The organism is Vreelandella populi, from assembly GCF_003989825.1.
Lineage (GTDB): Bacteria > Pseudomonadota > Gammaproteobacteria > Pseudomonadales > Halomonadaceae > Vreelandella > Vreelandella populi.
The window spans coordinates 528610-554928 of the sequence record NZ_RZHE01000006.1; the positions used below are offsets into that span (position 1 = coordinate 528610).

Consider the following 26319-nt stretch of genomic DNA (forward strand, 5'->3'; position numbering starts at 1 on the left):
AACTTTATTGCCCGTAAATACGTAGGTCATCATCTGCTAATTGCTGGCCTACCCGCTCAACTTCATCCAGCAGCCCCTGCACACGAGTTTCATCCATGCCGAAGTCGTTAACGATCCACGCCTGCCAAGCCGGGCGGGCTATGTCAGCCATTCGCTCGCGCTCGGCATCGGGCATCAGGTAACAAGCTTCAAAGCGTTCGCAGGATTCCACCCAACTGGTGGTCGCCAAGGCTCCTGACATACCGTGACTAAGCTGAATCGCTTCGCGGGCAGAACTTATCAACGCCTGCTGATGTGTTTCTGGCAGCGACTGATACCAGGATTCACTGACCATCCAGGGGGCGCTGTTATACACATGCCCGGTGAGCGTGGTGTAGTCCGTCACCGCATCAAAATTAAAGGTGGTGTTGAGAACGGGGGCATTAAACTGACCGTCGGCAAGCCCAGTTTCCAGCGCGGTAATCAACTCGCCCCAGGGCAAAGGCGTGGCGGAAGCGCCCAGTGATCGCATAATGGCCACGTGAGCGGGGTTCTCTTCGGTACGGATATTAAGACCTTCAAGGTCTTCAAGCGTCTCGATTAAGCGGACGTTATTGGTAAACGCGACAAAGCCGCCGCCATCGTCGAAGGTACCCAGGTAGCGCATATTGGCCTCTTCGATAGTGCCGGACATAAAGTCGGCAAACCACTCGCTATCAAAAAAGGTCCATGCCTGACGCCAGCTGGTAAACAAAAACGGTGCGGTGACTGCTTGATAGTCGCCATAAAAAGAGGACATGGCGCCAGCTGACATAATGGTTGATTGAAGCGTGCGGCCACCCTGCACTTCGGAGCCGTTTTCCACTTCAGAGCCCAACTGCCCACCACCAAAAATGGAGACTTCCAGATCGCCGTCGGTACGTGCTTCTACCAGGTTTTTAAAGTGCACCAGCGCCGGGTAGACTTCGTTGTTGCTCATGTCTTCGGGCAGTTGGGTACCGATCACCATTTCATAGGATTGCGCCTGAGCATTGGCACTGATAATCGCCAACGGAAGCACTGCCAAGGTAGCCAAGAGCAAAGGTTGATTAGCGTTCATAACACACCTCGTTTTGATTATTAGTGGTCTTCGTTATGAGTGACGTTTTAAGTTATTTACATAGAAGTGGCGTGATTGTATTTATGCTCGCCATCCTCTGTTTGCCCCGCTTAGCGAGACAGCGACTCCCAGACCTCAATAGCGGCTGCCAAGTCTTCAAGCGATGCACCCACCGATTTAAACAGGGTGATAGTCTCTTCTGAGGCACGCCCTGGCTTAGTACCGGAGAGCACCTCGGCTAATTCAGCCTTAATATCATCGAAGCGGAAGGCACCTTCATCAATTGCCTGAAGAATATCGCCCGCTTCACCTTGGGCACCTGCATAAGTATCGACAAACACGTCGGCGCGGCGCAGGCACTCGGCATCGGTTTCTCGCATTTGTGGTCGGAATGCGCCAATCAAATCCAGGTGTGTGCCAGAGGTTAGCCATTCGCCTTTAATCAGCGGCTGGGTTGAAAGCGTCACGCAACTGACGATATCAGCCGCCGCCACTGCCGACGCCAAATCTTCGACTACCTCGGTTGTAAAACGCGTGGCGTATGCATCCGCAATAGCGGCTGCTTTGCTTGCGTTACGCCCCCAAATCATCACATGCTTAATAGGTCTGACGCTTGCGTGCGCCTCAATCACCATGGGCGCTAGCTTGCCAGTACCCACCACCAGCAATGTTTCGGCTGACTCATTGGCTAGCGCCTGAGCCGCTAATGCCGAGGCGGCCGCGGTACGTCGTCGGGTCAGCTCGCTGCCATCAATACAGGCCAACGGTTGACCGTGCTGCCCCTCACTCAGCAGGTAAAGCCCAGAAATAGCCGGGATGCCATGATCCGCGTTTTGTGGAAATACATTAACCATTTTAACGCCGATATAGCCCGCCGCTTCCCAAGCGGGCATCAGCAGCATAGTGGCTTCGCCATCAGGCCGGTGCATGGCATGGTGATGGCGCGGCGGTGACTCAACGCCATTTACAAACGTAGTATGCAACCGACTGATCACCCCTTCCCACGTGAGGTGGTGAGCTACCTCTTCGGCAGAAACAATCCGCATATCAAGCCTCCGGCAGTGCGGCGACCACCATGATCTCGACTTTCCATTCAGGCTTGGCAAGCTTGGCTTCAAGCGCGGCACGTACTGGCGGGCGCCCTGGCAAAACCCAGGCATCCCAGGCAGCGTTCATCTGGTCAAACTCGGCCATACTGGTCACCCAGACTTGCGCTGAAATAAGATGCTCTTTAGAAGTACCCGCCTGCTCCAACAGCTGATCGATACGCGTTAACACCTGCTCGGTTTGGCCGCGCATATCGGCGCTGGCATCGCCCGGCACCTGGCCTGCGAGGTACACGGTACCGTTATGGATAGCCACCTGGCTCATACGCGCATTGCTGTCTTGATAAGTAACGCTCATAGGCTCTCTCCAAGGAATAATGGGTTCCTCTTGAGACTACGATGTTGCCAGGTAACTCGCTTGCCCCAAACTCCGGCAGTTTTGCCCAGAAATCAGGTAAGTCATAAAGAGTGATCAACAAGAGATAAAAGAAGGGGAAAGCCTAGCGGTCTGATGAAGGGGCAATATCAAAGTGGCGGCGATAAGCGCGCGAGAAGCTGCCTTGATCACGAAAGCCCACCAGCATCGAGATGTGGCCCAGGCTCAAGACGCTGTGCCTTGCCAGGGTGCGGGCATGCTCCAAACGCCGCCGCTGCACGTAGGCCAAGGGCGTAACGCCGGTCAGCTCGCGAAAGCAGGCGTGAAAATGCCCAGGGCTCAGCGCACACAGGGCGGCCAGCTGTTCGACCCGTATATCATCGGCTAGATGCTGGTCCAGCCAGGCATCAAGGCGCTCCAGATCAAGTCGTTCACTGACACACCGCGTGCCCAACTGGGCAACGGCTGAAGCAGGTTCATCCTGCAAATACATGGTCAGCGCGCGCAGTAGCAAAATGGCGATTTCATTTTGCAGCCCAGGGCACTGCTCAAGCTGATTTGCTAGCGCGTGGGTAAGCTGGTTTAAGGCCGGCGGGATGGTAAAAAAGCGTGGTTTATCAAATAGCCGCTCGATATCATCGCCCTTTTCAAGACTGGCTAATTGGGCAGTCGGAATATCCAGCACCAGCGTGCGGTTACTGCCATCGCCTTCATATTCATGGTGACGTGAAGAGGGAATCAAACAGCCACGGCGTGCGGTAACACGCTCCCCCTGCCCTTCCATGGCAAGCTCTGTCACCCCGCTGGTTGCCAGAATCAGCTGATGAAATTCATGCGAGTGAGCCACATGCTCAGATGCCAGGTTTCGGCTCTGCAGCTCAAAATGGGTCATGGCAATAGCCTTTCTTATTGGAGTCTGTCTTCGCACTATAAAACGACCCGCGGCGAAAAAGCGAGCCAGCGGAGATGGCGCTAAACGGGCGCACTGGGTCATTGAGGCCGTTTTTTCCTAACCACTAAACCCCACATACCAGATCACGAAAGGCACCGCCGCCAGAAATAGCGTAGAGATCATGGCGAGCAATCCATCCCTGGTTAAGAGCCCTGCCGCTAAACAGGCGATGGCGGCCGAAGCCATCGAACCTGAGGTGGGGATGACTTCCATAAACGGCATGAAGGGAGTGACGACCAAAATAACGGCGAGAGGTAGATACAACCAAGGCGGCTTGACGAAAAACACCAGACGCGGTTTGAGAAAACGCTCAGCAAAATGAATCGGCTTACGCAGCCAGTTAATCCCTTTGCAGAGTTTGCTGGTCGACAGGTTTTTACGTGAAACGACGCTTGGCAGCCAAAGGCAATCCCGCCCCAAGATCATCTGTGCGACGAGGATGAACTCGATAGCGGCAACCATCGCGGTGACCCCCGGTATCGAACTTGCCGGAGACGTCGAAATAAGGGCGAACATCAGCATCAGTGATGCAAAGGAGTGAGAGCCAAGTTCGTGCACAAGCGATCCGACGCTGACTTGCTTGCCTTGAACCGAGCGCTCAAGGTGATCAAGCACCTCGCTGAGTGCCCGCGTCGGGTTTTCGGCCATTATCGACCTCTCCGGTAGCCATAGCGCCATTCACACAATGAGTGAAGCACCTACGGTATCCATGGCATCTGAGAATTCGCCTAAAACACCTGTGCCAACATGGTCGAGTGTAGCCCAGATCAATGTATTAAGAGTGAGGCTGCACTAGTGAAGATCGTTGACGCTTTGGAAAGCCGAAAACAAAAAAGGGCCTAGCGATAAACGCTAAGCCCTAAAGTTTGGTGCCGGTGGCCAGACTCGAACTGGCACACCCGTAAAGGCGGCGGATTTTGAATCCGCTGCGTCTACCAATTCCGCCACACCGGCAATGGATGCGCATTATACGTAGATAACCCAATAGGTCAATCACATTGACTGACTTTGTCCAGCGAAGGGGGTATCCTATGCCGCCTGTTTGACCACCGAAAAGAGCCACTTCCATGCAGCGCGCGGACTTTTATTTCGAGCTACCCGATGAGCTGATTGCTCGCTACCCTTCTGAGCAGCGCAGCGACTGCCGTTTGCTGTGCGTGGATGGCCAGAGCGGCGCGCTTGAGCATCGCCGTTTTCCTGATCTGCTTGAGCTGCTGGAGCCTGGCGATTTGCTGGTGTTCAACGATACCCGAGTGATCCCTGCCCGCCTGCACGGCCACAAGGCCAGCGGCGGCAAAGTGGAAATGCTGCTCGAGCGCCCTCTGGATAGCCACCGGGGCCTGGCGCATATCCGCTCCAGTAAATCGCCCAAGCCCGGCACCGAGCTGATCTTTGAAGGTGATATTCACGCCGTAGTGGAAGGCCGTCGCGACGCGCTGTTTGAGCTGCGCTTTCTGGGCGATACGCCCATGATTGCGCTATTAGAGCAGCACGGCCACATGCCGCTGCCGCCCTATATTACCCGCGAAGACGAACTCAGCGACCGCGAACGCTATCAAACCGTCTACGCCCGCAGGGACGGTGCCGTTGCTGCGCCCACCGCGGGGCTGCACTTCGACCAACCGCTTCTGGATGCACTGGCCGAAAAAGGCATCAACAGCGCGTTTGTCACTTTGCACGTGGGCGCGGGCACCTTTCAGCCGGTGCGGGTGGATAACATTCTTGAGCACCATATGCACAGCGAGTGGATTGAGGTGTCAGAAGCCACCTGTCAGCAGGTGCGCGAAACACAAACTGCGGGCAAGCGGGTAATTGCCGTAGGCACCACCAGCGTTCGCTGCCTGGAAAGTGCCTGCCAGAAAAGTAGCGACGGGCAAATCGCGCCCTACAGCGGGGATACGGATATCTTCATCTATCCCGGCTACGAGTGGCACTGTGTGGATGCATTGATTACCAACTTCCATTTGCCGGAATCGACCCTGCTAATGCTGGTGTCCGCCTTTGCCGGTTACGACACCATGATGAACGCCTATCAAAAAGCGGTTGATGAGTGCTACGCCTTCTTTAGCTACGGCGATGCCATGCTGCTTACCCGCTAAGCGCCTTGCCGTTGCCCTTAGCGTTTTACCGATGATTATTTGACGAGTTACCACAATGCGAAACGAATGCTTTATGCGCTTTGAACGCCTGGCCGACGATGGCCGCGCTCGGCGCGGTCGCCTCCATTTCCCCCGCGGCACGGTCGAAACGCCAGCCTTCATGCCGGTCGGCACTTATGGCACGGTAAAAGGCATGACACCGGAATCCATCAAGGAGATCGGCGCCGAAATCATTCTGGGCAATACCTTCCACCTGTGGCTACGTCCGGGTACCGAGGTAATTGAAGCCCACGGAGACCTGCATGATTTCGCCCAATGGGACAAGCCGATCCTGACCGATTCCGGCGGCTTCCAGGTATTCTCGCTCGGCGAGATGCGCAAGATCACCGAGCAGGGCGTGCATTTCCGCTCGCCGGTGGATGGCAGCAAGGTCTTCATGGGCCCGGAAGAGTCCATGGCCGTGCAGCGCTCGCTGGGCTCTGATGTAGTGATGATCTTTGACGAGTGCACGCCCTATCCGGCTACTTTCGAGGAAGCCGAGAAATCCATGGAGCTGTCGCTGCGCTGGGCCAAGCGTTCACGCGACGCCCATGGCGATTCGCCTTCAGCACTTTTCGGCATCATTCAGGGCGGCATGCACCCCGAGCTTCGCGAGCGCTCGCTCAAGGGGCTTTTGGAGATCGGCTTTGACGGCCTGGCGATTGGCGGGCTTTCCGTGGGCGAGCCCAAGGAAGAGATGATCAAAGTGCTCGACTATCTGCCCACCTGGATGCCGGAGGATACCCCGCGCTACTTGATGGGCGTGGGCAAGCCTGAAGACCTGGTGGAAGGCGTACGCCGCGGGGTGGATATGTTCGACTGTGTGATGCCGACCCGTAACGCGCGTAACGGCCACCTGTTTACCGCCGATGGCACGGTCAAGATTCGCAACGCCAAGCATCGCCACGACACAAGCCCGCTTGAAGCGGAGTGCGACTGCTACACCTGCAAGAATTTCTCACGCGGCTATTTGCACCATCTGGACCGCTGCAACGAAATGCTGGGTTCGATGCTCAATACCATCCATAACCTGCGCTACTACCAGCGTGTAATGGCTGATTTGCGCGCGGCAATCGAAGCGGGTACATTGACGACCTTTGTGGAAGGCTTCTATGCCCGGCGCGGCCTGCCGGTGCCTCCCCTGGCCGAATAGAGTTCACCCGCTTTGGCGGATGAGCCAAGGAGGTGCTGATTAACGTATTAGTTGATCAGCACCTTCTCTAACCCTTTTACCCATTAGGGTCTTAACCTAGGAGTTCTCTGCAATGCTGGATTTCTTCATCTCACCAGCCCACGCCCAAGAAGCGGCAGCTGGCGGTGGCATCGCGCAAATCGTCATGCTGGTCGGCTTCGTGCTGATTTTCTATTTCCTGCTGTGGCGTCCCCAAGCCAAGCGTGCAAAGCAGCACAAACAGCTGGTCACCAGCCTGGATAAAGGCGATGAAGTCGTGATTGGCGGTGGCCTGGTAGGTCGCGTCACTAAAGTCAGCGATGAGTTCCTGACCCTTGAAGTATCTGAAGGCACCGAAGTAAACGTGCAGAAGAACGCCGTTGCCGCCGTGCTGCCGAAGGGCACTATTAAGTCCATCTAACGCTTAAAACATCCCTGCCGATTCAGTGCCAGCCACCCCGGCAGGGGTGCCATGGTAGATACGATGGTAAATTTTGCTGTGCATGGAATCTCCATGCACAGCAATTCCGTTTGTAATTGAAGGCAGGGCTTGCATGCTCAACCGTTACCCCCTGTGGAAGTATCTGCTGATACTGGTCGTCCTGGTGGTTGGCCTTATCTATTCGCTTCCCAACTTATTCCCCGAAGATCCCGCTATTCAGCTAAGCAGCGCCCAGGGTGACACGCTGGAGTTGCGTCAAATCCAACGCGTTGAAAGCGCACTTGAAGAAAACGGCATCGCCGTCAAAGCCTCCGAGCAGGAAAACGGCCAGTGGCTGATTCGCCTGCGCAACGACGAAGATCAGTTAAGCGCCCGCGACATTGCTGATGAACAGCTGGGTGGCGACGCCACGGTGGCGCTCAACCTTGCCGAAGCTACCCCCGGCTGGCTGCAGGCATTTTCGGCCTCCCCCATGACACTGGGCCTTGATCTGCGCGGTGGCGTTCACTTTCTGCTGGAAGTGGATATGGACGCAGCGCTGACCCAGCGCCTGGAAGTCAATGCCAGCGCCATGCGCGAACTGTTGCGCAGCGAGCGTATCCGCTACCGCAACACCGAGGTTGAAGGCCGTACCCTCTCGATCGATTTCGCAAGTTCCGAAGACCGCGACAGCGCTCGCCGCCTGATCAGCCGTGATTTCCCTAACTTCGAGTTCACCAGCGAAGGCAGTGACCGCTCCTCAAGCCTTGTGATGACGCTGAGCGATCAGACCGTCAACGAGATTCAGGACTACGCCATCAACCAGAACTTGACCACCCTACGTAACCGAGTGAACGAGCTGGGCGTGGCCGAGCCGATGGTGCAGCGCCAGGGGCCAAGCCAGATTGTGGTGGAACTGCCCGGCGTTCAGGATACCGTTGCCGCCAAGCGGATCGTGGGCGCTACCGCGAATCTTGAGTTCCGCCTGGAAGCGCGTAACGACACGCCGACTGCTGAAACGGAAACTCACGTTTTCCGTAATGATCCCGTGCGTTCTGCCGAGCTGATGCGCGATGTCATTATTACCGGCGATAGCGTTTCCAGCGCTAGCAACAGCTTTGATGAAAACGGTCGCCCACAGGTCAACATCAACCTGGACGGCACTGGCGGTACGCTGATGAACCGCGCCACGCGCACCAATATCGGGCGCAACATGGCGGTGTTGTTTATCGAGCACAAGAGCGAAGACACGGTGGTGGTTGATCCGGATACCGGTGAAGAAACCATTGTGCGCGAGCCTTACGTGGAGCGCGGCCTGATTAGCCTGGCCACCATTCAAAGCGCACTGGGTAACAGCTTCCGGATTACCGGCCTGGACTCCCCGACTGAAGCCGCCGAGCTTGCCCTGCTGCTGCGCTCGGGTTCGCTTGCCGCCCCGATCTACTTCGTGCAGGAACGCACCATCGGCCCAAGCCTGGGGGCGGAAAACATCGAGCGCGGCCTGATGTCGGTACAGATCGGCCTGCTGCTGGTCGTGCTGTTCATGCTTATCCGCTACAAGGTGTTTGGCATATTCGCCAATGTTGCGCTGGCTCTGAACCTGACGCTGCTGGTCGCAGTGATGTCGATGCTGGGTGCCACGCTGACACTGCCGGGTATAGCCGGTATCGTGCTGACGCTGGGGATGGCGGTGGATGCCAACGTGCTGATATTCGAGCGCATACGCGAAGAACTGCGTAACGGTCTGTCGATTCAGCAGGCGATTCACGCAGGCTACGAGCGCGCCTTTACCTCGATTGTGGATGCCAACATCACCACGCTGCTGGTGGCGGTTATCCTATTTTCGATTGGTACCGGCCCGGTGAAAGGCTTTGCCGTCACGCTTTCTATCGGCATTTTGACGTCAATGTTCACCGCGCTGATGGTGACGCGCGCTATGGTCAACCTGACCTACGGCAGTAAGCCCGTCAAAAAGCTTTGGATTTAAGAGCATGGACTTAAAGGATATGAATTTAAAGAACATGCGTTTGAATCATGCGCTCAGCCCCGAATTCAAGAGGTGGCAATGAAACCCCTATCACACCTGCAAATCGACTTTATGGGACGGCGTAAGCTTGCGTTTATCGTCTCTGCTTTAATGCTGATTGTGTCGATTGGCGCTATCGTGTTCCAACAGCTTAACCTGGGGCTCGACTTCACCGGCGGCACGCTGATTGAAGTGCGCTACGCCACGGCGCCCTCGCTGGATGCCATTCGCCAGCTGATGGTAGAAAGTGGCTTTAGAGATGTCTCGGTACAGACCTTCGGTGCATCCACTGAGGTGCTTATCCGCCTGCAGCAGGCGTTCGACCCGGATGTCGGCAGCGATGTCGTCAACCTGCTGCGCACCAGCGGTGAGAGCGTCAACCTGGTACGCGCCGAGTTTGTCGGCGCCCAGGTAGGCGATCAGCTGCGCGACCAAAGCGGCCTGGGCCTGCTGGTCGCGCTTGGCGTAGTGATGCTGTATGTCGCCTTCCGCTTCCAGTACAAGTTTGCCATCGGAGCGCTCGTCGCCCTGCTTCACGATGTGATCATCGTGGTGGGCATCTTTGCGCTGTTCCAGCTTGAGTTCGATCTGACCGTACTGGCGGCCATTCTGGCGGTTATTGGCTACTCGTTGAACGACACAATCGTCGTCTATGACCGTATTCGTGAAACCATCCGCACTTCGCGTATCGACGATATGCCGCAAATCTTCAACGAAGCGATCAACGCCACGCTGTCACGTACGCTGGCAACCTCCGGCACCACCATGCTGGTACTGATTGCCCTGCTCTTGCTGGGCGGCGATATGATCGAGAACTTTGCGATTGCCCTGTTGATTGGCATCGGCGTGGGCACGTTCTCCTCCATCTACATCTCGGGCGCGCTGCTGCTGCCGCTCAAGCTTTCGCGTGAGGACCTGATCCCCACCAAGAAAGCCATTGATGAAGAGGAAGAAGAGCTGCCCTAACGAGTAGTTCTTGTATAACGCAAAAAGGCCCTGCCGGGACAACCCGGCAGGGCCTTTTTAATACGCAAATGACAAGCAGCTATTCGTTACCGACCACTTACCATTCACTATTTACCACTGGCTATTCTACTCATCAAAAATGCGGTGCCAGCTGCTTGATCATGGCCTTGTAAAGGCGCGGCCCGGCGGCCATCAACTGCCCTTCCACCTTGACGCTTGGCTGGCCATCGGGCGTGCCCATAAGTGCACCGGCTTCTTTCAAGAACAGGGTACCTACCTGCATGTCCTGCTCTTCCATGCCCATCACGAACGCGCTGTCGACACGGCCAGCCGCCAGTTCGCACATGTCCAGCAGGCCACAGCCGGTCGCCACCAGGGTTTCTACCTGCGGGGCAAGCTGTTGGGTGACGGTAAGGTAGGCAGGCAGATGACTAGGACGCAGCCACGCTTCAGGAAGGCTCATAGCCAGGCGTGTGCCAGTAATCGCGGTGGGTTTGCTGACCCGCATACGCTTGCCATTGTGCTGGGCGCCACGGCCGCGGCTGGCAATGTATTCATCATCGCCAAAGGGGGCGATAACCACCGCGTGTTCCGGGCGGCCTTTGATAAGACACACCACTGAGAGAGCAAAGCCTTTACCCGCTACCGCCAGATTGGAGTAGCCATGCATGGGTTCAATCTTCCAGACGATCTCTTCTCCTTCGCCTTCGCCAGCCTTGTGAGGCGTGTAGCGACCGGTAACACCGTGCTGGGGATAGCCGCGCTCCAACTGATGCACAATTGTCGCTTCGGCCTTGCGCGCCGTATCTTCAAGCAGGCGGTCAAGATTGGATTCTTCATGGGCGTTTTCGATACGCTCACGAACACGTTGAAATTGTTCAACCGCGCTGCGCGCCGCGCGCAGCGTAAATTGGACCATCGGATTCATGATCGGGCCTTGTCACAGTGATGTTAAAGAACGTTAGGCGCAGGACTGCCTATGGCGCGCAATTCTAGCAGACCCCTCTCGGGCACGCTATCGACTCGTGCTAAACTGCCCGTTTTCTGCTTTTGATCACCGAGCCTATTATCATGCTTGAGCGCATTCGTATCGTTTTAATCGGCACCAGCCATCCCGGCAATATCGGCGGCGTCGCCCGCGCCATGCACAACATGGGCCTGGCCGATCTAGCGCTGGTCGCCCCTCGCTGTGAGGTAATTACCCAGGACAGCATCTCCCGCGCGTCCGGCGCTGATCATCTGTTGCACCAGGCAAGCGTCTACGCAACGCTTGAAGAAGCCGTCTCCGATTGCACGCTGGCCGTTGGCGCCAGCGCCCGCTCCCGCACCCTGCCCTGGCCCATGCTGACCCCTCGCGAATTGGCGGATCGCCTGCCAAGCGAATGTCAGGCGGCCGCTTCACGTGTGGCGCTGGTATTTGGCCGGGAAGATAGCGGCCTGACCAACGCCGAGCTTCAGCGCTGCCATGCCCATGTGCATATTCCCACCAACGCAGATTTCAGTTCGCTCAACCTGGCCGCTGCGGTACAGGTGTTGGCCTATGAATGCCGCATGGCCTGGCTAAGCCAGCAAGACGTAACTCCTGCGCCTGTCGCCGATGATGAGCTAGTTACTCACGAGGAGCTTGAGCGCTACTTTGAGCATCTCGAGCGCACCCTGATTGCTATCGAGTTTCACGACCCTTCCCAGCCTCGCCAGCTGATGGCGCGGCTGCGCAGGCTCTATTTGCGTGCCCGCCCGGAAAAAATGGAAATGAACATTTTACGCGGCATTTTATCCGCCACTGAAAAAGCGGCAGGCAAGCCATAACCGACACCGGCAAATAGCCAGGGAAAGCGTAAACTTGAAGTTACGGGTCAACGCCCCAATCTCGCTACCCTGCTAACGATGCCTTAAATGACCGCGCGCCTGCCCTGATCAAGGACCACTCATGTTTCAACGCCTACGTGAAGACATTAACAGCGTATTTGACCGCGACCCGGCGGCCCGCAATTTTCTAGAGGTACTGACCAACTACCCCGGTCTTCACGCGCTGTTGATTCACCGTTGTGGTCACTGGCTGTGGAACAAAAACCTGAAATGGCTGGCCCGCACGCTGTCAACGTTTTCGCGCTGGCTGACCGGCATCGAGATCCACCCAGGGGCCACGATCGGCCGGCGCTTTTTTATCGACCACGGCATGGGGGTTGTGATCGGAGAAACAGCCACGGTGGGAGACAACGTGACGCTGTACCAGGGCGTGACACTCGGCGGCACCAGCTGGAACAAGGGCAAGCGTCACCCTACCCTTGAGAATGGCGTGATTGTAGGCGCCGGCGCTAAAATTCTCGGCCCCTTTACCGTGGGTGCAGGCGCTAAAATCGGTTCGAACGCAGTCGTCACCAAGGAAGTGCCGCCGGGCGCTACGGTCGTGGGCATTCCCGGCAAGATTGTTAAACGCGCCGACCCCGACGTTGAAGAAGCGCTGGATGTCGACCCGGCTCGTCGTGAGGCCATTTGTCAGAAGTTTGGCTTCGATGCCTATGGCGTCAGCCAGGACATGCCCGATCCGGTCGCCCGTTCCATGCAGGCGATGCTCGACCACATGCACGCCGTGGACGAGCGCATCGAGCGGATGTGTTCAACACTTCGCAAGCTGGATGCCAGCTACCGTGAGGGGCGCCTTCCGGAGCTGCGCGATGAGGACTTCGCCGGCATTCTGGATGAAAACGACACCGGCTGCGCAGGGCCTGGCGAACCGCTCGCCGCTACCGACACACCTACGGCTGGCACGGTGGATGGCACCCGGCCACCGGGTAAAGGTTGACCAAACTACTCAGGTTTTCCCATAATGGCAGCACATTTGCCGGGAGCACGCTGAACGCTCAGCGTCGAGGTGCCTGTCATGCGTTTAACTACCAAAGGGCGTTACGCTGTTACCGCCATGCTTGATCTGGCCTTGAACGGTCAGTACGGGCCTACCTGCCTTGGGGACATTTCAAAGCGTCAGGAGATTTCGCTCTCCTACCTTGAGCAGCTGTTCTCCCGGTTACGCCGCTCGGGGCTGGTGCAGAGCGTTCGCGGCCCGGGCGGTGGTTACTTGCTGGCCCGCCCGGCGGGTGAAATCAGCGTTTCCCAGGTGATCGATGCGGTAGATGAAACGGTAGATGCCACGCGTTGCCAGGGGTTATCCGATTGCCAGCAGGGTAGCACGTGCCTGACCCATCATCTCTGGTGTGAACTATCTGGCCAGATTCGGCATTTTCTTGATGACGTTACCCTTGCCCAATTGATGCAGCGCCCCGATGTTCTACGTATTGCTACGCGGCAAAGAAATCGCGTTGAAGCAGGCATTCTTGCCTCATCACCGTAATGCGTCTGAGTGTGACGACGACCACCCAGGCGCATTTGAATTAAGCGGCTTTTCATGACTACGACCTCTACGCCCTCACTACCTATTTATCTGGATTACGCCGCTACCACGCCGGTAGATACCCGTGTGGCTGACGTTATGCAGCGTTATCTGACGGTGGATCAGCTGTTTGCCAACCCTGCCTCGCGCAGCCATATGCTGGGTTGGCAGGCCGAACAGGCCGTCGAGCAGGCGCGCCGCCAGGTGGCTGACACCATTGGCGCCGATCCACGTGAAATCGTCTGGACCAGTGGTGCAACAGAAGCCGACAACCTCGCGCTGATTGGCTATATGCGCGCCAATCGCGAGCGCGGTATGCACCTGGTGACCTCGATCATTGAGCACAAGGCGATTGTGGATACCGCTAAAGCGCTTGAAAGCGAAGGCTTTGAGGTCACCTGGTTAACGCCGGGTGAGGATGGTCGCACCACGCCAGAGCAGCTGCGTGCCGCCATGCGAGATGATACTGCGCTGGTTTCGCTGATGGCGGTGAATAACGAACTGGGCAGCATTAACGATGTTGCCGCGCTTGCTGAAGTAGCCCACGAATTTGGCGCGGTCTTTCACACGGATGCCGCTCAGGCGGTGGGGCGAATTCCTCTCGACGTGGCCGCTCTGGGAATCGATTTGATGTCGCTTTCCGCGCATAAGTCCTACGGCCCGAAAGGCGTGGGCGCGCTTTACGTCAAGCGCCACCCGGATATCCGCCTGGAGGCGCTGATTCACGGCGGCGGGCACGAGCGCGGCATGCGTTCCGGCACCCTGCCGACCCATCAAATTGCTGGCATGGGCGAAGCGTTTGCGCTGATGCAGCAGCAACATGCAGAAGATCAGGCGCATATTGCCGGTTTGCAGAAACGCTTTTTGAGAGGGCTTGGCGAGCTTGACGGCGTGGTAGCCAATACCCCACTTGACGGGGCAGTGCCGAACATTCTGAACCTGGCGTTTGAAGGAATTGACGGCGAGTCGCTATTGATGGCGCTACGTGATGTCGCGGTTTCCACCGGTTCGGCCTGCAACTCGGCAAGCGTTGACCCCTCTTATGTACTGCTGGGCGTCGGCGTTCCGCGCGCCCTGGCGCTATCCTCGCTACGCTTTAGTTTCGGGCGCTTTACCAGCGAAGACGATATTGATCACGCGCTGACCCTTATCCGCCATGCGGTAACGGGTTTGCGCACACCGCCACGCTAAGCGGCTGGCGCTTTTTATCAGGAGGACGCCTTATGGCAACACTCAACATCACCCCGGCTGCCGCACAACAGATCCGTCTCGTGCTTGATGAGCGCGGCCAGGGCCTGGGCCTGCGTGTGTCGGTCAAGCCCAGCGGCTGCTCGGGCTACAGCTACGTACTGGATTTTGCCGACGAGGTCAGCGACGAAGAAATTCGCTTCGAAGACCACGGCGCCAGCGTTTACGTGGCCCCTGACGCGCTTGAGATGCTCGACGGCAGCGAAGTGGATTACGTAAGCGAAGGTTTGAACCGCTTTTTCAAGTTCAACAACCCCAACGTCAAGGACCAGTGCGGTTGTGGTGAAAGCTTTACGGTCTAATCCGCATGCCCCTCTGCGCATCACCGGTATTCAACCCCCGCGTGAAGCGCTATAATCGCGCCCACTCGGCAACCGGTAACGTTGTGTTGCAAAGTTATCGCCACATGCCGAAACGCTTTTCCTTCGCCGCCCCGGCTTGCCAGGGCGGCAATTTCTGCTTTATCCCCTTTTAAGGAGATCTTTACATGGCTACTGAACGCACTCTTTCCATCATCAAGCCCGATGCCGTTGCCAAAAATGCGATCGGCGACATCATCGCTCGTTTTGAAAAAGCGGGTCTGCAAGTGGTTGCCGCCAAAATGGTTCAGCTTTCTGAAGAGAAAGCGGGTGGTTTCTACGCAGAGCACAAAGAGCGTCCGTTCTTCAAAGATCTCGTAGGCTTCATGACTTCTGGCCCGGTTGTTGTACAGGTGCTGGAAGGCGAAGGCGCGATTGCCAAAAACCGCGACCTGATGGGCGCGACCAATCCGAAAGAAGCGGCACCCGGCACTATCCGTGCTGACTTTGCGGAAACAATCGACGCTAACGCTGTCCATGGTTCTGATTCTGCAGAAAGCGCTGAGCGTGAAATCAGCTACTTCTTCGGTAACGACGAAATCTGCCCGCGCTAATTACTAGCGCCGCCGTTTCAACGTTCGTTGCCGGCCATTTTCGCGGGGGCTTTAGTCCCCGCCTCTTCTCTAGAACGCTGACCGCCATGACCACCACCGTAGCCCAACATACGCCTGCCTCCCACTCTTCACCTGACAGCACAACGCCGGTCGAAAAGGCGCCTGCGCGCCAGAACCTGCTTGGCATGTCCCGCGAACAGATGGAAGCGTTCTTTTTGTCGATTGGCGAAAAGAAATTTCGCGCCGCCCAACTGATGAAGTGGATTCACCAGGAAGGCAGCGACGATTTTTCCGTCATGACCAACCTGTCGAAACCCTTGCGCGACAAACTTGCCCAGGTAGCCGAGATCCGTGGCCCAGGCGTGGTGTATGAAGGCACCTCAAGTGATGGCACGCGCAAATGGGTGCTTGAAGTTGAAGACGGAAGCTACGTCGAAACGGTGCTGATCCCGGCTGAAAACGGTAAACGCCGTACCCTGTGCGTGTCTTCACAGGTGGGCTGTTCACTGGACTGCAGCTTCTGCTCGACCGGTAAACAGGGTTTTCAGCGTAACCTGACCGCCGCAGAAATCATCGGCCAGGTATGGGTTGCTCAACGAAGCGTAGGCCCGCGTCGCGATACCGCAAACCGCCCCGTGACCAATGTGGTCATGATGGGCATGGGTGAACCGCTGCTCAATTTTGACAACGTGCTCCCCGCCATGAAGCTGATGTTGGACGACAACGGCTACGGGCTTTCCAAGCGCCGTGTCACGCTGTCGACCTCCGGCGTTGTGCCCATGATCGACAAACTGGGCGACGAAATTGACGTTAGCCTGGCCATTTCACTGCACGCCTCAACCGACGAGCTGCGCAACGAATTAGTGCCGATCAATCGCAAGTACAACATCCAGGCGTTGCTGGATGCGTGCCACCGCTATTTGTCCAAATGCCCGGACAATCGCCAGGTCACCATCGAGTACACCTTGATCAAGGATGTAAACGACCAGCAGGAGCATGCCGAGCAGCTAGCTGCCTTGCTCAAAGAGTTGCCCTGCAAGATCAATCTGATACCGTTTAACCCGTTCCCGAACTCAGGTTACGAGAAACCCTCACGCAATCAGGTAATGCGTTTTCAGCAGTGGCTTTACGACCTGGAATATAACGCCACGGTACGCGTCACTCGTGGTGATGACATTGACGCGGCCTGTGGCCAGCTGGTTGGCCGCGTAAAAGACCGCACGAAACGCAGTGCACGCTATATCCAATCCGTGCAGTTGGATGCTGACTAAACAGTGCTTATCTTGACTTCCGGCGAGCACGGCGCTTTGATGGTCACGTTTTTATTTGCCGTGTTCGCGGATAGTTGGCAACTTACACCATGAGGGCAAACATGATCTGTCACTGCAGGCGCTTTAACCCATTCAGGGTGCCCATGCTCGCTGTGCTGTTTAGCAGTGTGTGGCTTGCCGGCTGTGCCACATCCAGTTCTTCGCCCACCCAGGCAAATAATGATGCCAAGGACGCTTATACCCAGCTAGGGGTCGCGTACCTTGAACAAGCCAACCTGCCCCGGGCACGTAGCGCTCTTGAGCGCGCATTGGAGATCGACCCACGTCATGCGCAAGCGCTCCAGGCCATGGCGCTGGTCTATCAGCAGCAAGGCGACGTTGAACTTGCCGACACGTATTTTCAACAGGCCATCGACGCCGAACCTACTTTTACTCGGGCGCGTAACAATTACGCGGCCTTTTTGTATCAGCAGGGGCAGATAGACGCCGCCTGTAAACAGCTGGAAAGTGCTTCAGAAGATCCCCAGTACGCCAACCGCGCCCAACTCTTTACCAACTTGGGCCAATGTTATCTGGCACTGGAAGAATTTGATAAGGCGCGCGGCTATTTAACCCGCGCGCAGCGTATCGACCCGCGCCATACACGCGGATATTTAACGTTAGCCGAACTGGAAGTTTTGCAGGGCAATTACACGGATGCCTGGCCACCGCTGCACACTTATCTACAGCTGGCAGGTCCCGACCAGGTTGCGTTGGAAATGGCGATTGATATCGCCCGCGCCGAAGGCGATGACGCCGCGGCTGCCGATTACCAGCGCAAGCTTAGCACTTATTAATTGATGCCCTGATCACCCAATTATTTAAGGATGCTCAGCCATGAGCGACACACAGTTTCAAGATAGCGCTACTTCTTCTCGTATCAACGCCTCTCCTGGGGAGCTTCTCTTACGCCAGCGTGAACAGCTAGGTGTACCGCTGGGTGAAGCTGCCCGTGCACTCAATTTACGCCCTGCAGTGGTCGAAGGTCTTGAGCAGGACCGCTACGACGAGATTCCGGTCGCGGCTTATCGTCGGGGTTATCTGCGTGCCTACGCCAGATACCTGGGTCTGGATGATCGCCTGGTTCTAGACAGCTATCAGGAGCGCTTTGGCGCGGCAGATGCCGAGCGTAAAGTGGCGCCGGTTTCCGTCAACCGCCCGCCATCAAAGCTTGGTGTCTGGCTCTTCAGATTGATGACGGTACTAGTCATTGCAGGCTTGATCGGCGTGACGGTGATGTGGTGGCAAAGCCGGGGGGGCAGCGAACCGCCCAGCTTCGATGAATCCCCGGCCATGGAAGAGAATAACGAACTGCCTCCAGGTGCTCAGGAAGGTGCCGAGCCGGCCCCTCCTACCACACCGGCGCTCTCCTCAGAGCAGCCAGGCGCGCGCTTAACGCAGCCTGACGAGGAAGCTGATGCCGCGGAGACAACCGAAAGCCAAGCCGCGCCTGCCGAGACTGAGCAAACCGCGACTGTAAACGATGTCGCTGCCTTGGATTTGGCGGCGAATATCTCCGGCGAAGCTGCCGAAGAGCCAGCGCCTGCAGGCAGCACCAACCGGCTGGAGCTTACGTTCAACGAGCAGTCATGGACTGAAATTTTCGATGCCAACAACCAGCGTGTCTTTGTTGGCTTACAAATGCCGGGCACCACTGCCACAGTGGAAGGTGAGCCGCCGTTTCGTTTAACCGTAGGAAACGCCACTGGCGTTGTGCTGCGTTATCAAGGTGAGCAGGTCAATCTTGTAGAACGCGCAGGCGCCAATAATGTAGCCCGATTTACTCTGGGAGAGTGACCCGTCTTATGCACGCCCCTTCTCCGATAAAACGCCGTCTGTCTCGCCAAATTCATGTAGGCAAGGTCGCGGTAGGCGGAAATGCGCCTATTTCCGTACAGAGCATGACCAACACCAACACGCTGGATGTGGCGGCTACCGTGGCGCAGATCCAGCAGCTGGAAAAGGCCGGTGCTGATATCGTGCGCGTGTCCGTGCCCGATATGGACGCCGCCGACGCCTTTGGCAAGATCAAGAAGCTGGTGGACGTGCCGCTCGTTGCAGACATCCACTTCGATTACAAGATCGCCCTGCGTGTGGCCGAGCTCGGCGTTGACTGCCTGCGCATCAACCCCGGCAATATTGGCCGTGAAGACCGCGTACGCGCGGTGGTGAGCGCGGCGCGCGATAACGGTATTCCTATCCGCATTGGCGTGAACGCCGGTTCGTTGGAAAAAGATCTTCAGAAAAAGTATGGCGAGCCCACGCCTGCCGCACTGGTGGAGTCGGCCATGCGCCATATCGACCACCTGGACCGACTCGACTTTCAAGAGTTCAAGGTCAGTGTTAAAGCCTCTGACGTGTTTATGGCCGTGGCCGCCTATCGCGACCTAGCCACCCGTATCGAGCAGCCGCTTCACCTGGGCATTACGGAAGCCGGCGGGCTGCGTTCAGGTACCGTCAAATCCTCCATCGGCCTGGGCATGCTTCTGATGGACGGTATTGGCGATACCATTCGCGTGTCGCTTGCCGCTGACCCGGTCGAGGAGATCAAGGTCGGCTTTGACATGCTCAAAAGCCTTAAGCTGCGCGCCAAAGGCATCAACTTCATCGCCTGCCCCAGCTGCTCACGGCAGAATTTTGACGTTATCAGCACCATGAACCAGCTTGAAGAGCGCCTGGAAGATGTGATGACGCCGCTGGATGTCTCGGTCATCGGCTGTGTGGTCAACGGGCCAGGTGAAGCCAAGGAAACCGATATCGGCCTGACAGGCGGCAGCCCTGCCAACCTGGTGTATATCGATGGTAAGCCCGCCAGCAAATTGAACAATGATCACTTAGTGGATGACTTGGAGCGGCTAATCCGCGAAAAAGTGCGCCAGAAACAGCAGCAAGAAGATGACATGATTGCCCGCAGCATTTGATCGCCGGGACAGCGCATCAGCCAGGATGCAGAACAAGGAGTTTTCATTGAGCAAGTCCGCCGCTAAAAAGATTCAAGCCATCCGTGGAATGAACGACCTGTTGCCCAGCGATAGCCCTCGCTGGCAATTTTTTGAGGCCAAGGTGCGCCAGTTGATGCAGCGCTATGGCTTTGACGAAATTCGCACCCCGATCGTCGAGCAAACCGCCCTGTTTGCTCGCTCGATCGGCGAAGTGACCGATATCGTCGAAAAAGAGATGTACACCTTTGATGATCGTAATGGCGACAGCCTGACCCTGCGCCCTGAAGGTACCGCCAGCTGTGTACGCGCGGCGATGGAACATGGCCTGCTGCACAACCAGACCCAGCGGCTTTGGTACCAGGGCCCGATGTTTCGTCATGAACGCCCGCAAAAAGGTCGTTATCGCCAGTTTCACCAGGTGGGCGTGGAAACTTACGGCTTTGAAGGCCCGGACATCGACGCTGAAGTCATCTTGATTTCTGCACGTCTATGGAAAGAGCTTGGCCTGTTTGAGCATGTAACCCTTGAACTGAACTCGCTGGGCTCAGCGGAGGCACGTCTTGCCTACCGTGAAAAGCTGGTGGCCTACTTCGAACAGCACCGCGAAGTTCTCGATGAGGATTCCCAGCGCCGCCTGATCAGCAACCCGCTGCGCATTCTGGATTCCAAAAATCCGGCCATGGCCGATATGCTCAATGGCGCACCGCAGTTGATGGATCATCTGGATGACGAGTCTCGCGAGCATTTTGAGCAGCTGAAAGCCATGCTGGATGCGGCGGGCATCCCCTTTGTGATCAACCCTCGCCTGGTACGTGGGCTCGACTATTACTGTCGCACGGTATTTGAATGGACCACCTCGGCCTTGGGCAGTCAGGGCACGGTATGTGCCGGTGGCCGTTATGACGGCATGGTGGAACAGCTGGGTGGCAAGCCAACCCCGGCGGTCGGGTTTGCGATGGGTATCGAACGGCTGATTTTGCTGCTGGAAACGCTGGATCTGGTACCTGAAGAGGCTCTGGGCGGCTGTGACGTCTATCTTGTGCCCATGGATGACAGCGCAACCGTTACCGCGCTCACGCTCGCCGAGCAGCTGCGCAGCGAGCTTCCTGACCTGCGCCTTCAACTGCACTGCGGCGGCGGCAGTTTTAAAAGCCGCATGAAAAAGGCCGACAAGAGCGCAGCGACCCTTGCTATTTTGCTGGGCGAAGATGAGCTGGCCGAGCAGATGGCAACGCTCAAGTTCCTGCGCGACGACCGCGAGCAGCAGCGAGTAAGCCAGGCAGCGCTCTCTTCAGCGCTTGGCGAACTGCTGGCCCGCTAGGTCAAACGAACCGGCGCTTGCGCCTACCAATCACTTATCGTCGCTAGATAGCGGCGATTTTATGCAATAGGAGACCGCCCGTGGCGGATCGAAGCGAAGAAGAGCAGCTGGATATCGTCAAACGCTGGTGGAAAGAGAACGGTACTTCGCTGATTGCAGGTGCTGTGCTGGCGGCTGCGGGTGTGTTTGGTTGGAACGCCTGGCAGAACTACCAGGAAGGCCAGTCAGAAGCCGCCTCGGTCCGCTACCAGCAGTTGATCAGCATAGCGACGGCCCAGGAGCTGGACGAGCAGCAGACCGCTAGTGCCCGCGAGTTGATTAGTGAGCTTACCGACGATTACGGCAAGACGCTGTATGCCGATCTCGCCCGATTGCTGGATGCCCGGCTGGCGGTGCAGCAGGATGATATTGACGGCGCCAAAGCGTCACTTGAGCAGGTGGCCGACGGTTCATCGCGCCGCTATGTGCAAAGCCTTGCCTGGCTGCGTTTAGCGCGTATTGAAGTAGCTTCTGGAAACCCGGATGCCGCGCTTGAGCTGCTTGATGAGCCCATCAGTGAATCCTTGGCCGCTCAACAGGCTGACGTACGCGGCGATGCTCATGCAGCGCTTGGCCAGACCGTACAGGCACGTAGCGCCTGGCAGGACGCACTGGCGCTTGCTCAACAGCAGGATCAAACGCTTTACGGCGTGCAATTCAAGCTTGACGATCTCGGCGCCGAGGAGGCGACACAATGATGAATCTGCGTTTTTCCAAACAGATCATGCGCGTGACGTTAGGCGCGGTAGCCGTTGCTCTTTTGGCAGGCTGTGCCAGCAAAGGCGAACCCGCCTACACGCCTAAAGAGCTACGTAGCTTTAATGAAACCGCAACGCTTGAAACACAATGGCGCCAGAATGTTGGCAGCGGCCTGGGCCGGGCACGCTACCCCATTGCCCCGGCGCGTGAAGGCAATACCGTGTTTGCCGCCGATGCTGAAGGGCTGGTCATGGCGCTTAACGCCAATAATGGCGAGCGCGAATGGCGGGTAGAGCTCGATACGCCAATTTCAAGCGCTTTGACCGCTATTGCCGGTCAGGTTTACCTGGGCACCCGCAACGGTGAAGTGATCGCCCTTGACCAGCGCGATGGCAGCGTTAGCTGGCGCTCGCGGGTTTCCAGTGAAGTGCTCGCCGCTCCTCAAGCCAATCAGCAGCTTCTGGTCGTACAGAGCGTCGATGGTCAGGTGACGGCTCTGGACCGCGCCACCGGCGCCGAGCGCTGGGTATACACCAGCTCACAGCCTGCACTGACCCTGCGCGGCACCGGCACGCCAACGGTGATTGAACCGGTCACGTTCGTGGGCCTTGCCAACGGGCGCCTGGCAACCCTTGATAACCGTAGCGGCCAGCCCCTTTGGGATATGCAGATTGCAACCCCTCAAGGGCGCAGCGAAGTTGAGCGACTTGTCGACCTTTCCGGCCAGCCGTTGATTACACCTGACGGTCGCCTGTTTATCACCAGTTACAACAGCCGGGTCGTGGCGCTTGAAGCCACCCGTGGCAACGTTCTCTGGGAAAGCAATCTCTCTAGCCGCCATACGCCGTTGATGGTAGGTGACTATCTGTTTGTCGTTACCGATGACAGTCAAGTGGTGGCACTCGATGCCAGCAATGGCCAGGAAATCTGGCGTAACGATGAGTTTGAGGATCGCTGGCTCACCGCCCCGGCATTTGCCGATGGCCGTATCGTGCTTGGCGATTTTGAAGGTTATGTCCATTTGATCGACGCGCGTGAAGGTAACATCGTAGGCCGCACCCGGGTTCATAAATCCGGCATTAGCGTGCCCGCCGTTACTGATGGCAGCACCATTCATGTCCAGGCCGATAATGGTCGCCTGGAAACCCTGGAAGTCACTCCATGACACCCGTCATTGCTTTGGTCGGTCGCCCCAATGTGGGTAAATCGACGCTGTTCAACCGCCTGACGCGCTCGCGTGATGCGTTAGTGGCCGATTTCCCCGGCCTTACCCGTGACCGTAAGTATGGAAACGGTATGCTGGGCGGCAAGAGTTACACCGTCATCGATACCGGTGGTATCAGCGGTGATGAAGAAGGCATCGATGCGGCCATGGCCGAGCAGTCGCTTGCCGCGATTGATGAGGCAGATATCGTCCTGTTTCTGGTCGATGCCCGCGCCGGGCTGAACGTGGCCGACGAAGCCATTGCCAACCATCTGCGGGTCAACCAGAAGAAAACCTGGCTGGTGGTCAACAAGACCGATGGTCTTGAAGAGCACTCGGCCATGGCCGACTTCTGGAAGCTGGGCCTGGGTGATCCGTGGCCCATTGCGGCCGCCCACGGGCGTAACGTTTCCACGCTGATGGATACTGTGCTTGAACCGTTTCCCGAACGCGATGCCAGCATTCCGGCCGACACCGGCAGCAAGGGCATTCGCATCGGCGTGATCGGCCGCCCGAACGTAGGCAAATCTACGCTGGTCAATCGCCTGCTAGGCGAAGAGCGCGTGGTGGTATTCGATGAAGCGGGTACCACACGGGATGCCATCGAGATTCCGTTTGAGCGGCGCGGCAAGCCCTATGTGCTGATCGACACAGCCGGTATTCGTCGACGTAAGAACGTTAGCGAAATTGCCGAGAAGTTCTCCATCATCAAGACACTTGATGCGATCAAAGAGTGTCATGTGGCGGTGATGGTATTGGATGCACGCAACGGCCTGGTCGAGCAGGATATGCACCTGTTGGATTACGTGCTGACCACCGGGCGCGCCCTGGTGCTGGCGATCAACAAGTGGGACGGCCTGGAAAACGAAGCCAAAGAGAAGATGCGCTCGGATATCAAGCGCCGCCTGGGCTTTGCCGACTACGCTGAAATACACTTTATCTCGGCGCTTCACGGCACGGCGGTCGGCGACTTGTACCCCTCCATTGATCGGGCATTTAACGCGGCCAACGCGCACTGGTCTACCAACCGGTTGACCACGCTGCTGCAGGATGCGGTTAGCCAGCATCCGCCTCCCATGGTTAACGGGCGGCGTATCAAGCTGCGTATGGCTCACCAGGGTGGCAGCAACCCGCCGATTATCGTGGTGCACGGCAACCAGACCGCATCAGTGCCCGAAGCGTATCGTCGCTATTTGATCAATACCTTCCGCAAGGTGTTGAAGGTGCGCGGCACGCCCATGCGCTTTGAATTCCGTTCAGGCGATAACCCGTTTGACCATATGGCGGGGGCCAGCGATAAAGAGAAGGCCAAGAAGCGCGAGCTTAACCGCACCAAAGAGGCACGCCAGAAGCGCCGCTAATCGCCAAGCGCTCTACGTACCCAAACGCCTGCTTTGAGCAGGCGTTTTTTTGTTCTACCCTACCATGGCGCTTTCAACGCCTTTAATTCGCTTGACAGAAAATCCTGCGGGCCCTCAAATAGCCGCGCTTTTTAGCCTATCACGTTGGCAGTTGCCATCACTGCCCTTCTTAGGAGGGAACTTATGCGTTATGCCGTTCGTCACTGGCGCTGGCTGGTGACCCTTAGTTTGGCCAGCCTGCTTAGTGGCTGTCTTGCACTGCCCCAAACAGGGCTTTTTGCGTTCCGCTTGGCGGTCACATCGCTGGGCGTTGAGGATGTACGTATTGGCCCCTACAGCATCAATGCAGGCCTGGATACCAGCGACCTGACCAGCCTGCTGGCGTCAAGCCTGGGCGCTGGCAGCCTGCCGGTTCAGGCAACGCTTGCCATGGGTCTGGGGTTACCGGCTGGCATGCCACCGGTGGCCATGTCAGGCTTTAACTGGACGCTGGATATGCCGGGCGTTGATCCTGTGCAGGGGAAATATACCCAGGATGTTTCATTGACCCCAGGCGACGGCGCCAACCTGCGCCTGCCGGTGGCGTTTGATATCCTGGCGACCGATACCCAGAAGATGACGCCGATGCTCAATTTAGCCAGGCAGCTCGCTGCTCAAGGCGAGCTGCCGGCGGGTAGTCAACTGGCTATCACGCCGGGGGATCTGCGCGGGCTTGGCATGACGCTACCCGCAGGGCTACTGACGCCGACCATTCGCCTCAATGTAGGTGAAGATGGCCAGCTGATTCCACAGCGTTAACGTTTCTCTTCCAGGCGTTTGCGGCCAACAAAGTGAGCCGCAAACTGCCACGCCGTACGACCACTGCGCCCACCGCGTAATGTAGCAAAGCGCACCGCTTCAGCTCTTGCTGCGTCATCCCAATCGCCCGGCTTGCCTACCTGCCTGACCCAGTGCTCGCATACTTCAAGATACGTGGCCTGGCTGAACGGGTGAAAGCCCAGCCACAAGCCAAACCGGTCCGACAGGGAGATTTTTTCCTCCACTGCATCACCGTGATGAAGCTCCTCGCCTACGAGCTGTGACCCGCTATTGTCGTCCATCGACTCCGGCAGCAAATGGCGTCGGTTGGATGTTGCATACAGCAGTACGTTTTCAGGCGGGCCGGTCAAAGCGCCATCCAGTACGCTCTTTAACGCCTTGTAGGCAGCGTCGTTACCTTCAAACGACAGATCATCGCAGTACACTACAAACCGGTGCGGCACATGGCGTAACTGCTCAACCAGCATGGGCAGGCTTGCCAGGTCGTGACGGTCGACCTGGATCAAGCGCAACCCCTCACCACCCAGTGAGTTAAGCAGCGCGCGCACCACCGATGATTTACCGCTTCCCCGCGAGCCCCAGAGCAGGGCGTGGTTCGCCGGTAAGCCTTGCAGAAAAGCGCGGGTGTTATCCAAAAGCGCCAGCTTCTGCCGTTCAATACCTAGCAGGTCGTCCATGGTCATGGCATCGCGGGGCGGTACCGGTACCAACCGGCCACCCAGCGGATGGCGCTGCCAAATGGCGGCCACGTGGATGCTCCAGTCCACCGGTGTCGGGGCGGGGGGCAGCCACTGCTCTACGTGGTCAAGTAGCGTGGTTAAACGTTGGTTCAGTTCAGCGTCCATACCTATCCTCTGGCAAGCAGGGTTACAATAAGGGGATTGATTTACCGCTCTTA

The 26319-nt window shown here is 57.3% G+C and carries 27 protein-coding genes and 1 tRNA gene; 20 read left to right on the forward strand and 8 right to left on the reverse strand.

Annotated features, from left to right (window positions below; translation table 11 throughout):
• Positions 1–4: 4 nt before the first annotated feature.
• The 6 genes from dctP to ELY25_RS07445 all read right to left on the reverse strand — a co-directional run bounded on the left by dctP (position 5) and on the right by ELY25_RS07445 (position 4406).
• Positions 5–1078 (reverse strand): TRAP transporter substrate-binding protein DctP, encoded by a 1074-nt coding sequence (dctP, locus tag ELY25_RS07420; RefSeq protein ID WP_126950631.1) that lies wholly within the window; start codon positions 1076–1078, stop codon positions 5–7.
• A 110-nt stretch (positions 1079–1188) separates the two neighbouring features.
• Entirely contained in the window at positions 1189–2124 is a 936-nt protein-coding gene (gene lhpI, locus ELY25_RS07425; protein ID WP_126950632.1) for a bifunctional Delta(1)-pyrroline-2-carboxylate/Delta(1)-piperideine-2-carboxylate reductase, read from the reverse strand.
• Between the two features lies 1 nt (position 2125).
• Positions 2126–2482, reverse strand: coding sequence for a RidA family protein (locus ELY25_RS07430; RefSeq protein WP_126950633.1), 357 nt, complete (start codon positions 2480–2482; stop codon positions 2126–2128).
• Between the two features lie 142 nt (positions 2483–2624).
• Entirely contained in the window at positions 2625–3392 is a 768-nt protein-coding gene (locus tag ELY25_RS07435) for a helix-turn-helix transcriptional regulator (RefSeq protein WP_126950634.1), read from the reverse strand.
• 117 nt (positions 3393–3509) lie between these two features.
• On the reverse strand, positions 3510–4100 hold the full coding sequence (locus ELY25_RS07440; RefSeq protein ID WP_126950635.1) for an exopolysaccharide biosynthesis protein: 591 nt from the start codon (positions 4098–4100) through the stop codon (positions 3510–3512).
• 219 nt (positions 4101–4319) lie between these two features.
• Positions 4320–4406: transfer RNA gene (locus tag ELY25_RS07445), tRNA-Leu, on the reverse strand.
• Positions 4407–4519: 113 nt separating this feature from the next.
• On the opposite strand from ELY25_RS07445, the gene queA reads away from it, so the two are divergent.
• The 5 genes from queA (at position 4520) to secF (ending at position 10174) form a co-directional block, all read left to right on the forward strand.
• The gene (queA, locus tag ELY25_RS07450) at positions 4520–5551 is read left to right on the forward strand and encodes a tRNA preQ1(34) S-adenosylmethionine ribosyltransferase-isomerase QueA (protein WP_126950636.1); all 1032 of its coding nucleotides are present in this window, start codon (positions 4520–4522) and stop codon (positions 5549–5551) included.
• Between the two features lie 73 nt (positions 5552–5624).
• Positions 5625–6743: a tRNA guanosine(34) transglycosylase Tgt gene (gene tgt, locus ELY25_RS07455; RefSeq protein ID WP_126950637.1), complete on the forward strand. Its 1119-nt coding sequence runs from the start codon at positions 5625–5627 to the stop codon at positions 6741–6743.
• Between the two features lie 112 nt (positions 6744–6855).
• The gene (gene yajC, locus ELY25_RS07460; RefSeq protein ID WP_018918121.1) at positions 6856–7182 is read left to right on the forward strand and encodes a preprotein translocase subunit YajC; all 327 of its coding nucleotides are present in this window, start codon (positions 6856–6858) and stop codon (positions 7180–7182) included.
• A 133-nt stretch (positions 7183–7315) separates the two neighbouring features.
• The gene (gene secD, locus ELY25_RS07465) at positions 7316–9169 is read left to right on the forward strand and encodes a protein translocase subunit SecD (protein WP_126950638.1); all 1854 of its coding nucleotides are present in this window, start codon (positions 7316–7318) and stop codon (positions 9167–9169) included.
• 78 nt (positions 9170–9247) lie between these two features.
• Entirely contained in the window at positions 9248–10174 is a 927-nt protein-coding gene (gene secF / locus ELY25_RS07470; RefSeq protein WP_126950639.1) for a protein translocase subunit SecF, read from the forward strand.
• 133 nt (positions 10175–10307) lie between these two features.
• On the opposite strand, the gene ELY25_RS07475 is transcribed toward secF, so the two are convergent.
• Positions 10308–11102: an inositol monophosphatase family protein gene (locus tag ELY25_RS07475; RefSeq protein ID WP_126950640.1), complete on the reverse strand. Its 795-nt coding sequence runs from the start codon at positions 11100–11102 to the stop codon at positions 10308–10310.
• Positions 11103–11245: 143 nt separating this feature from the next.
• Here ELY25_RS07475 and trmJ point away from each other — a divergent pair, with 143 nt between their 5' ends.
• The 15 genes from trmJ (at position 11246) to ELY25_RS07550 (ending at position 25400) form a co-directional block, all read left to right on the forward strand.
• On the forward strand, positions 11246–11983 hold the full coding sequence (gene trmJ, locus ELY25_RS07480; protein ID WP_126950641.1) for a tRNA (cytosine(32)/uridine(32)-2'-O)-methyltransferase TrmJ: 738 nt from the start codon (positions 11246–11248) through the stop codon (positions 11981–11983).
• Between the two features lie 121 nt (positions 11984–12104).
• Positions 12105–12980 carry a serine O-acetyltransferase gene (gene cysE / locus ELY25_RS07485; RefSeq protein WP_236995672.1) on the forward strand — a complete coding sequence of 292 codons (876 nt, stop codon included), beginning with the start codon at positions 12105–12107 and terminating at the stop codon, positions 12978–12980.
• 78 nt (positions 12981–13058) lie between these two features.
• Positions 13059–13526 (forward strand): Fe-S cluster assembly transcriptional regulator IscR, encoded by a 468-nt coding sequence (gene iscR, locus ELY25_RS07490; RefSeq protein ID WP_126950642.1) that lies wholly within the window; start codon positions 13059–13061, stop codon positions 13524–13526.
• A 54-nt stretch (positions 13527–13580) separates the two neighbouring features.
• On the forward strand, positions 13581–14756 hold the full coding sequence (locus ELY25_RS07495; RefSeq protein WP_126950643.1) for an aminotransferase class V-fold PLP-dependent enzyme: 1176 nt from the start codon (positions 13581–13583) through the stop codon (positions 14754–14756).
• 32 nt (positions 14757–14788) lie between these two features.
• Positions 14789–15115 carry a HesB/IscA family protein gene (locus ELY25_RS07500; protein WP_126950644.1) on the forward strand — a complete coding sequence of 109 codons (327 nt, stop codon included), beginning with the start codon at positions 14789–14791 and terminating at the stop codon, positions 15113–15115.
• Between the two features lie 185 nt (positions 15116–15300).
• Positions 15301–15726, forward strand: a complete 426-nt coding sequence (gene ndk, locus ELY25_RS07505) for a nucleoside-diphosphate kinase (protein ID WP_126950645.1) — start codon at positions 15301–15303, stop codon at positions 15724–15726.
• Between the two features lie 86 nt (positions 15727–15812).
• Entirely contained in the window at positions 15813–16997 is a 1185-nt protein-coding gene (gene rlmN / locus ELY25_RS07510) for a dual-specificity RNA methyltransferase RlmN (RefSeq protein WP_126950646.1), read from the forward strand.
• 101 nt (positions 16998–17098) lie between these two features.
• Positions 17099–17833 carry a type IV pilus biogenesis/stability protein PilW gene (gene pilW / locus ELY25_RS07515; RefSeq protein WP_126950647.1) on the forward strand — a complete coding sequence of 245 codons (735 nt, stop codon included), beginning with the start codon at positions 17099–17101 and terminating at the stop codon, positions 17831–17833.
• Positions 17834–17873: 40 nt separating this feature from the next.
• Positions 17874–18833 carry a RodZ domain-containing protein gene (locus ELY25_RS07520; protein WP_126950648.1) on the forward strand — a complete coding sequence of 320 codons (960 nt, stop codon included), beginning with the start codon at positions 17874–17876 and terminating at the stop codon, positions 18831–18833.
• Positions 18834–18841: 8 nt separating this feature from the next.
• Positions 18842–19957: a flavodoxin-dependent (E)-4-hydroxy-3-methylbut-2-enyl-diphosphate synthase gene (ispG, locus tag ELY25_RS07525; RefSeq protein WP_126950649.1), complete on the forward strand. Its 1116-nt coding sequence runs from the start codon at positions 18842–18844 to the stop codon at positions 19955–19957.
• 46 nt (positions 19958–20003) lie between these two features.
• Positions 20004–21299 carry a histidine--tRNA ligase gene (gene hisS / locus ELY25_RS07530; RefSeq protein ID WP_126950650.1) on the forward strand — a complete coding sequence of 432 codons (1296 nt, stop codon included), beginning with the start codon at positions 20004–20006 and terminating at the stop codon, positions 21297–21299.
• An 80-nt stretch (positions 21300–21379) separates the two neighbouring features.
• Positions 21380–22036 carry a YfgM family protein gene (locus ELY25_RS07535; protein ID WP_126950651.1) on the forward strand — a complete coding sequence of 219 codons (657 nt, stop codon included), beginning with the start codon at positions 21380–21382 and terminating at the stop codon, positions 22034–22036.
• Entirely contained in the window at positions 22033–23202 is a 1170-nt protein-coding gene (gene bamB / locus ELY25_RS07540; RefSeq protein WP_126950652.1) for an outer membrane protein assembly factor BamB, read from the forward strand. Before ELY25_RS07535 ends, bamB begins: the two co-directional genes overlap by 4 nt.
• Positions 23199–24602 (forward strand): ribosome biogenesis GTPase Der, encoded by a 1404-nt coding sequence (gene der, locus ELY25_RS07545; protein WP_126950653.1) that lies wholly within the window; start codon positions 23199–23201, stop codon positions 24600–24602. Before bamB ends, der begins: the two co-directional genes overlap by 4 nt.
• Positions 24603–24785: 183 nt before the next feature.
• Positions 24786–25400 (forward strand): hypothetical protein, encoded by a 615-nt coding sequence (locus ELY25_RS07550; protein WP_126950654.1) that lies wholly within the window; start codon positions 24786–24788, stop codon positions 25398–25400.
• Here the strand turns inward: ELY25_RS07550 and ELY25_RS07555 are convergent.
• Positions 25397–26266: an ATP-binding protein gene (locus ELY25_RS07555; RefSeq protein ID WP_126950655.1), complete on the reverse strand. Its 870-nt coding sequence runs from the start codon at positions 26264–26266 to the stop codon at positions 25397–25399. The genes ELY25_RS07550 and ELY25_RS07555 overlap by 4 nt on opposite strands.
• Between the last annotated feature and the right edge of the window lie 53 nt (positions 26267–26319).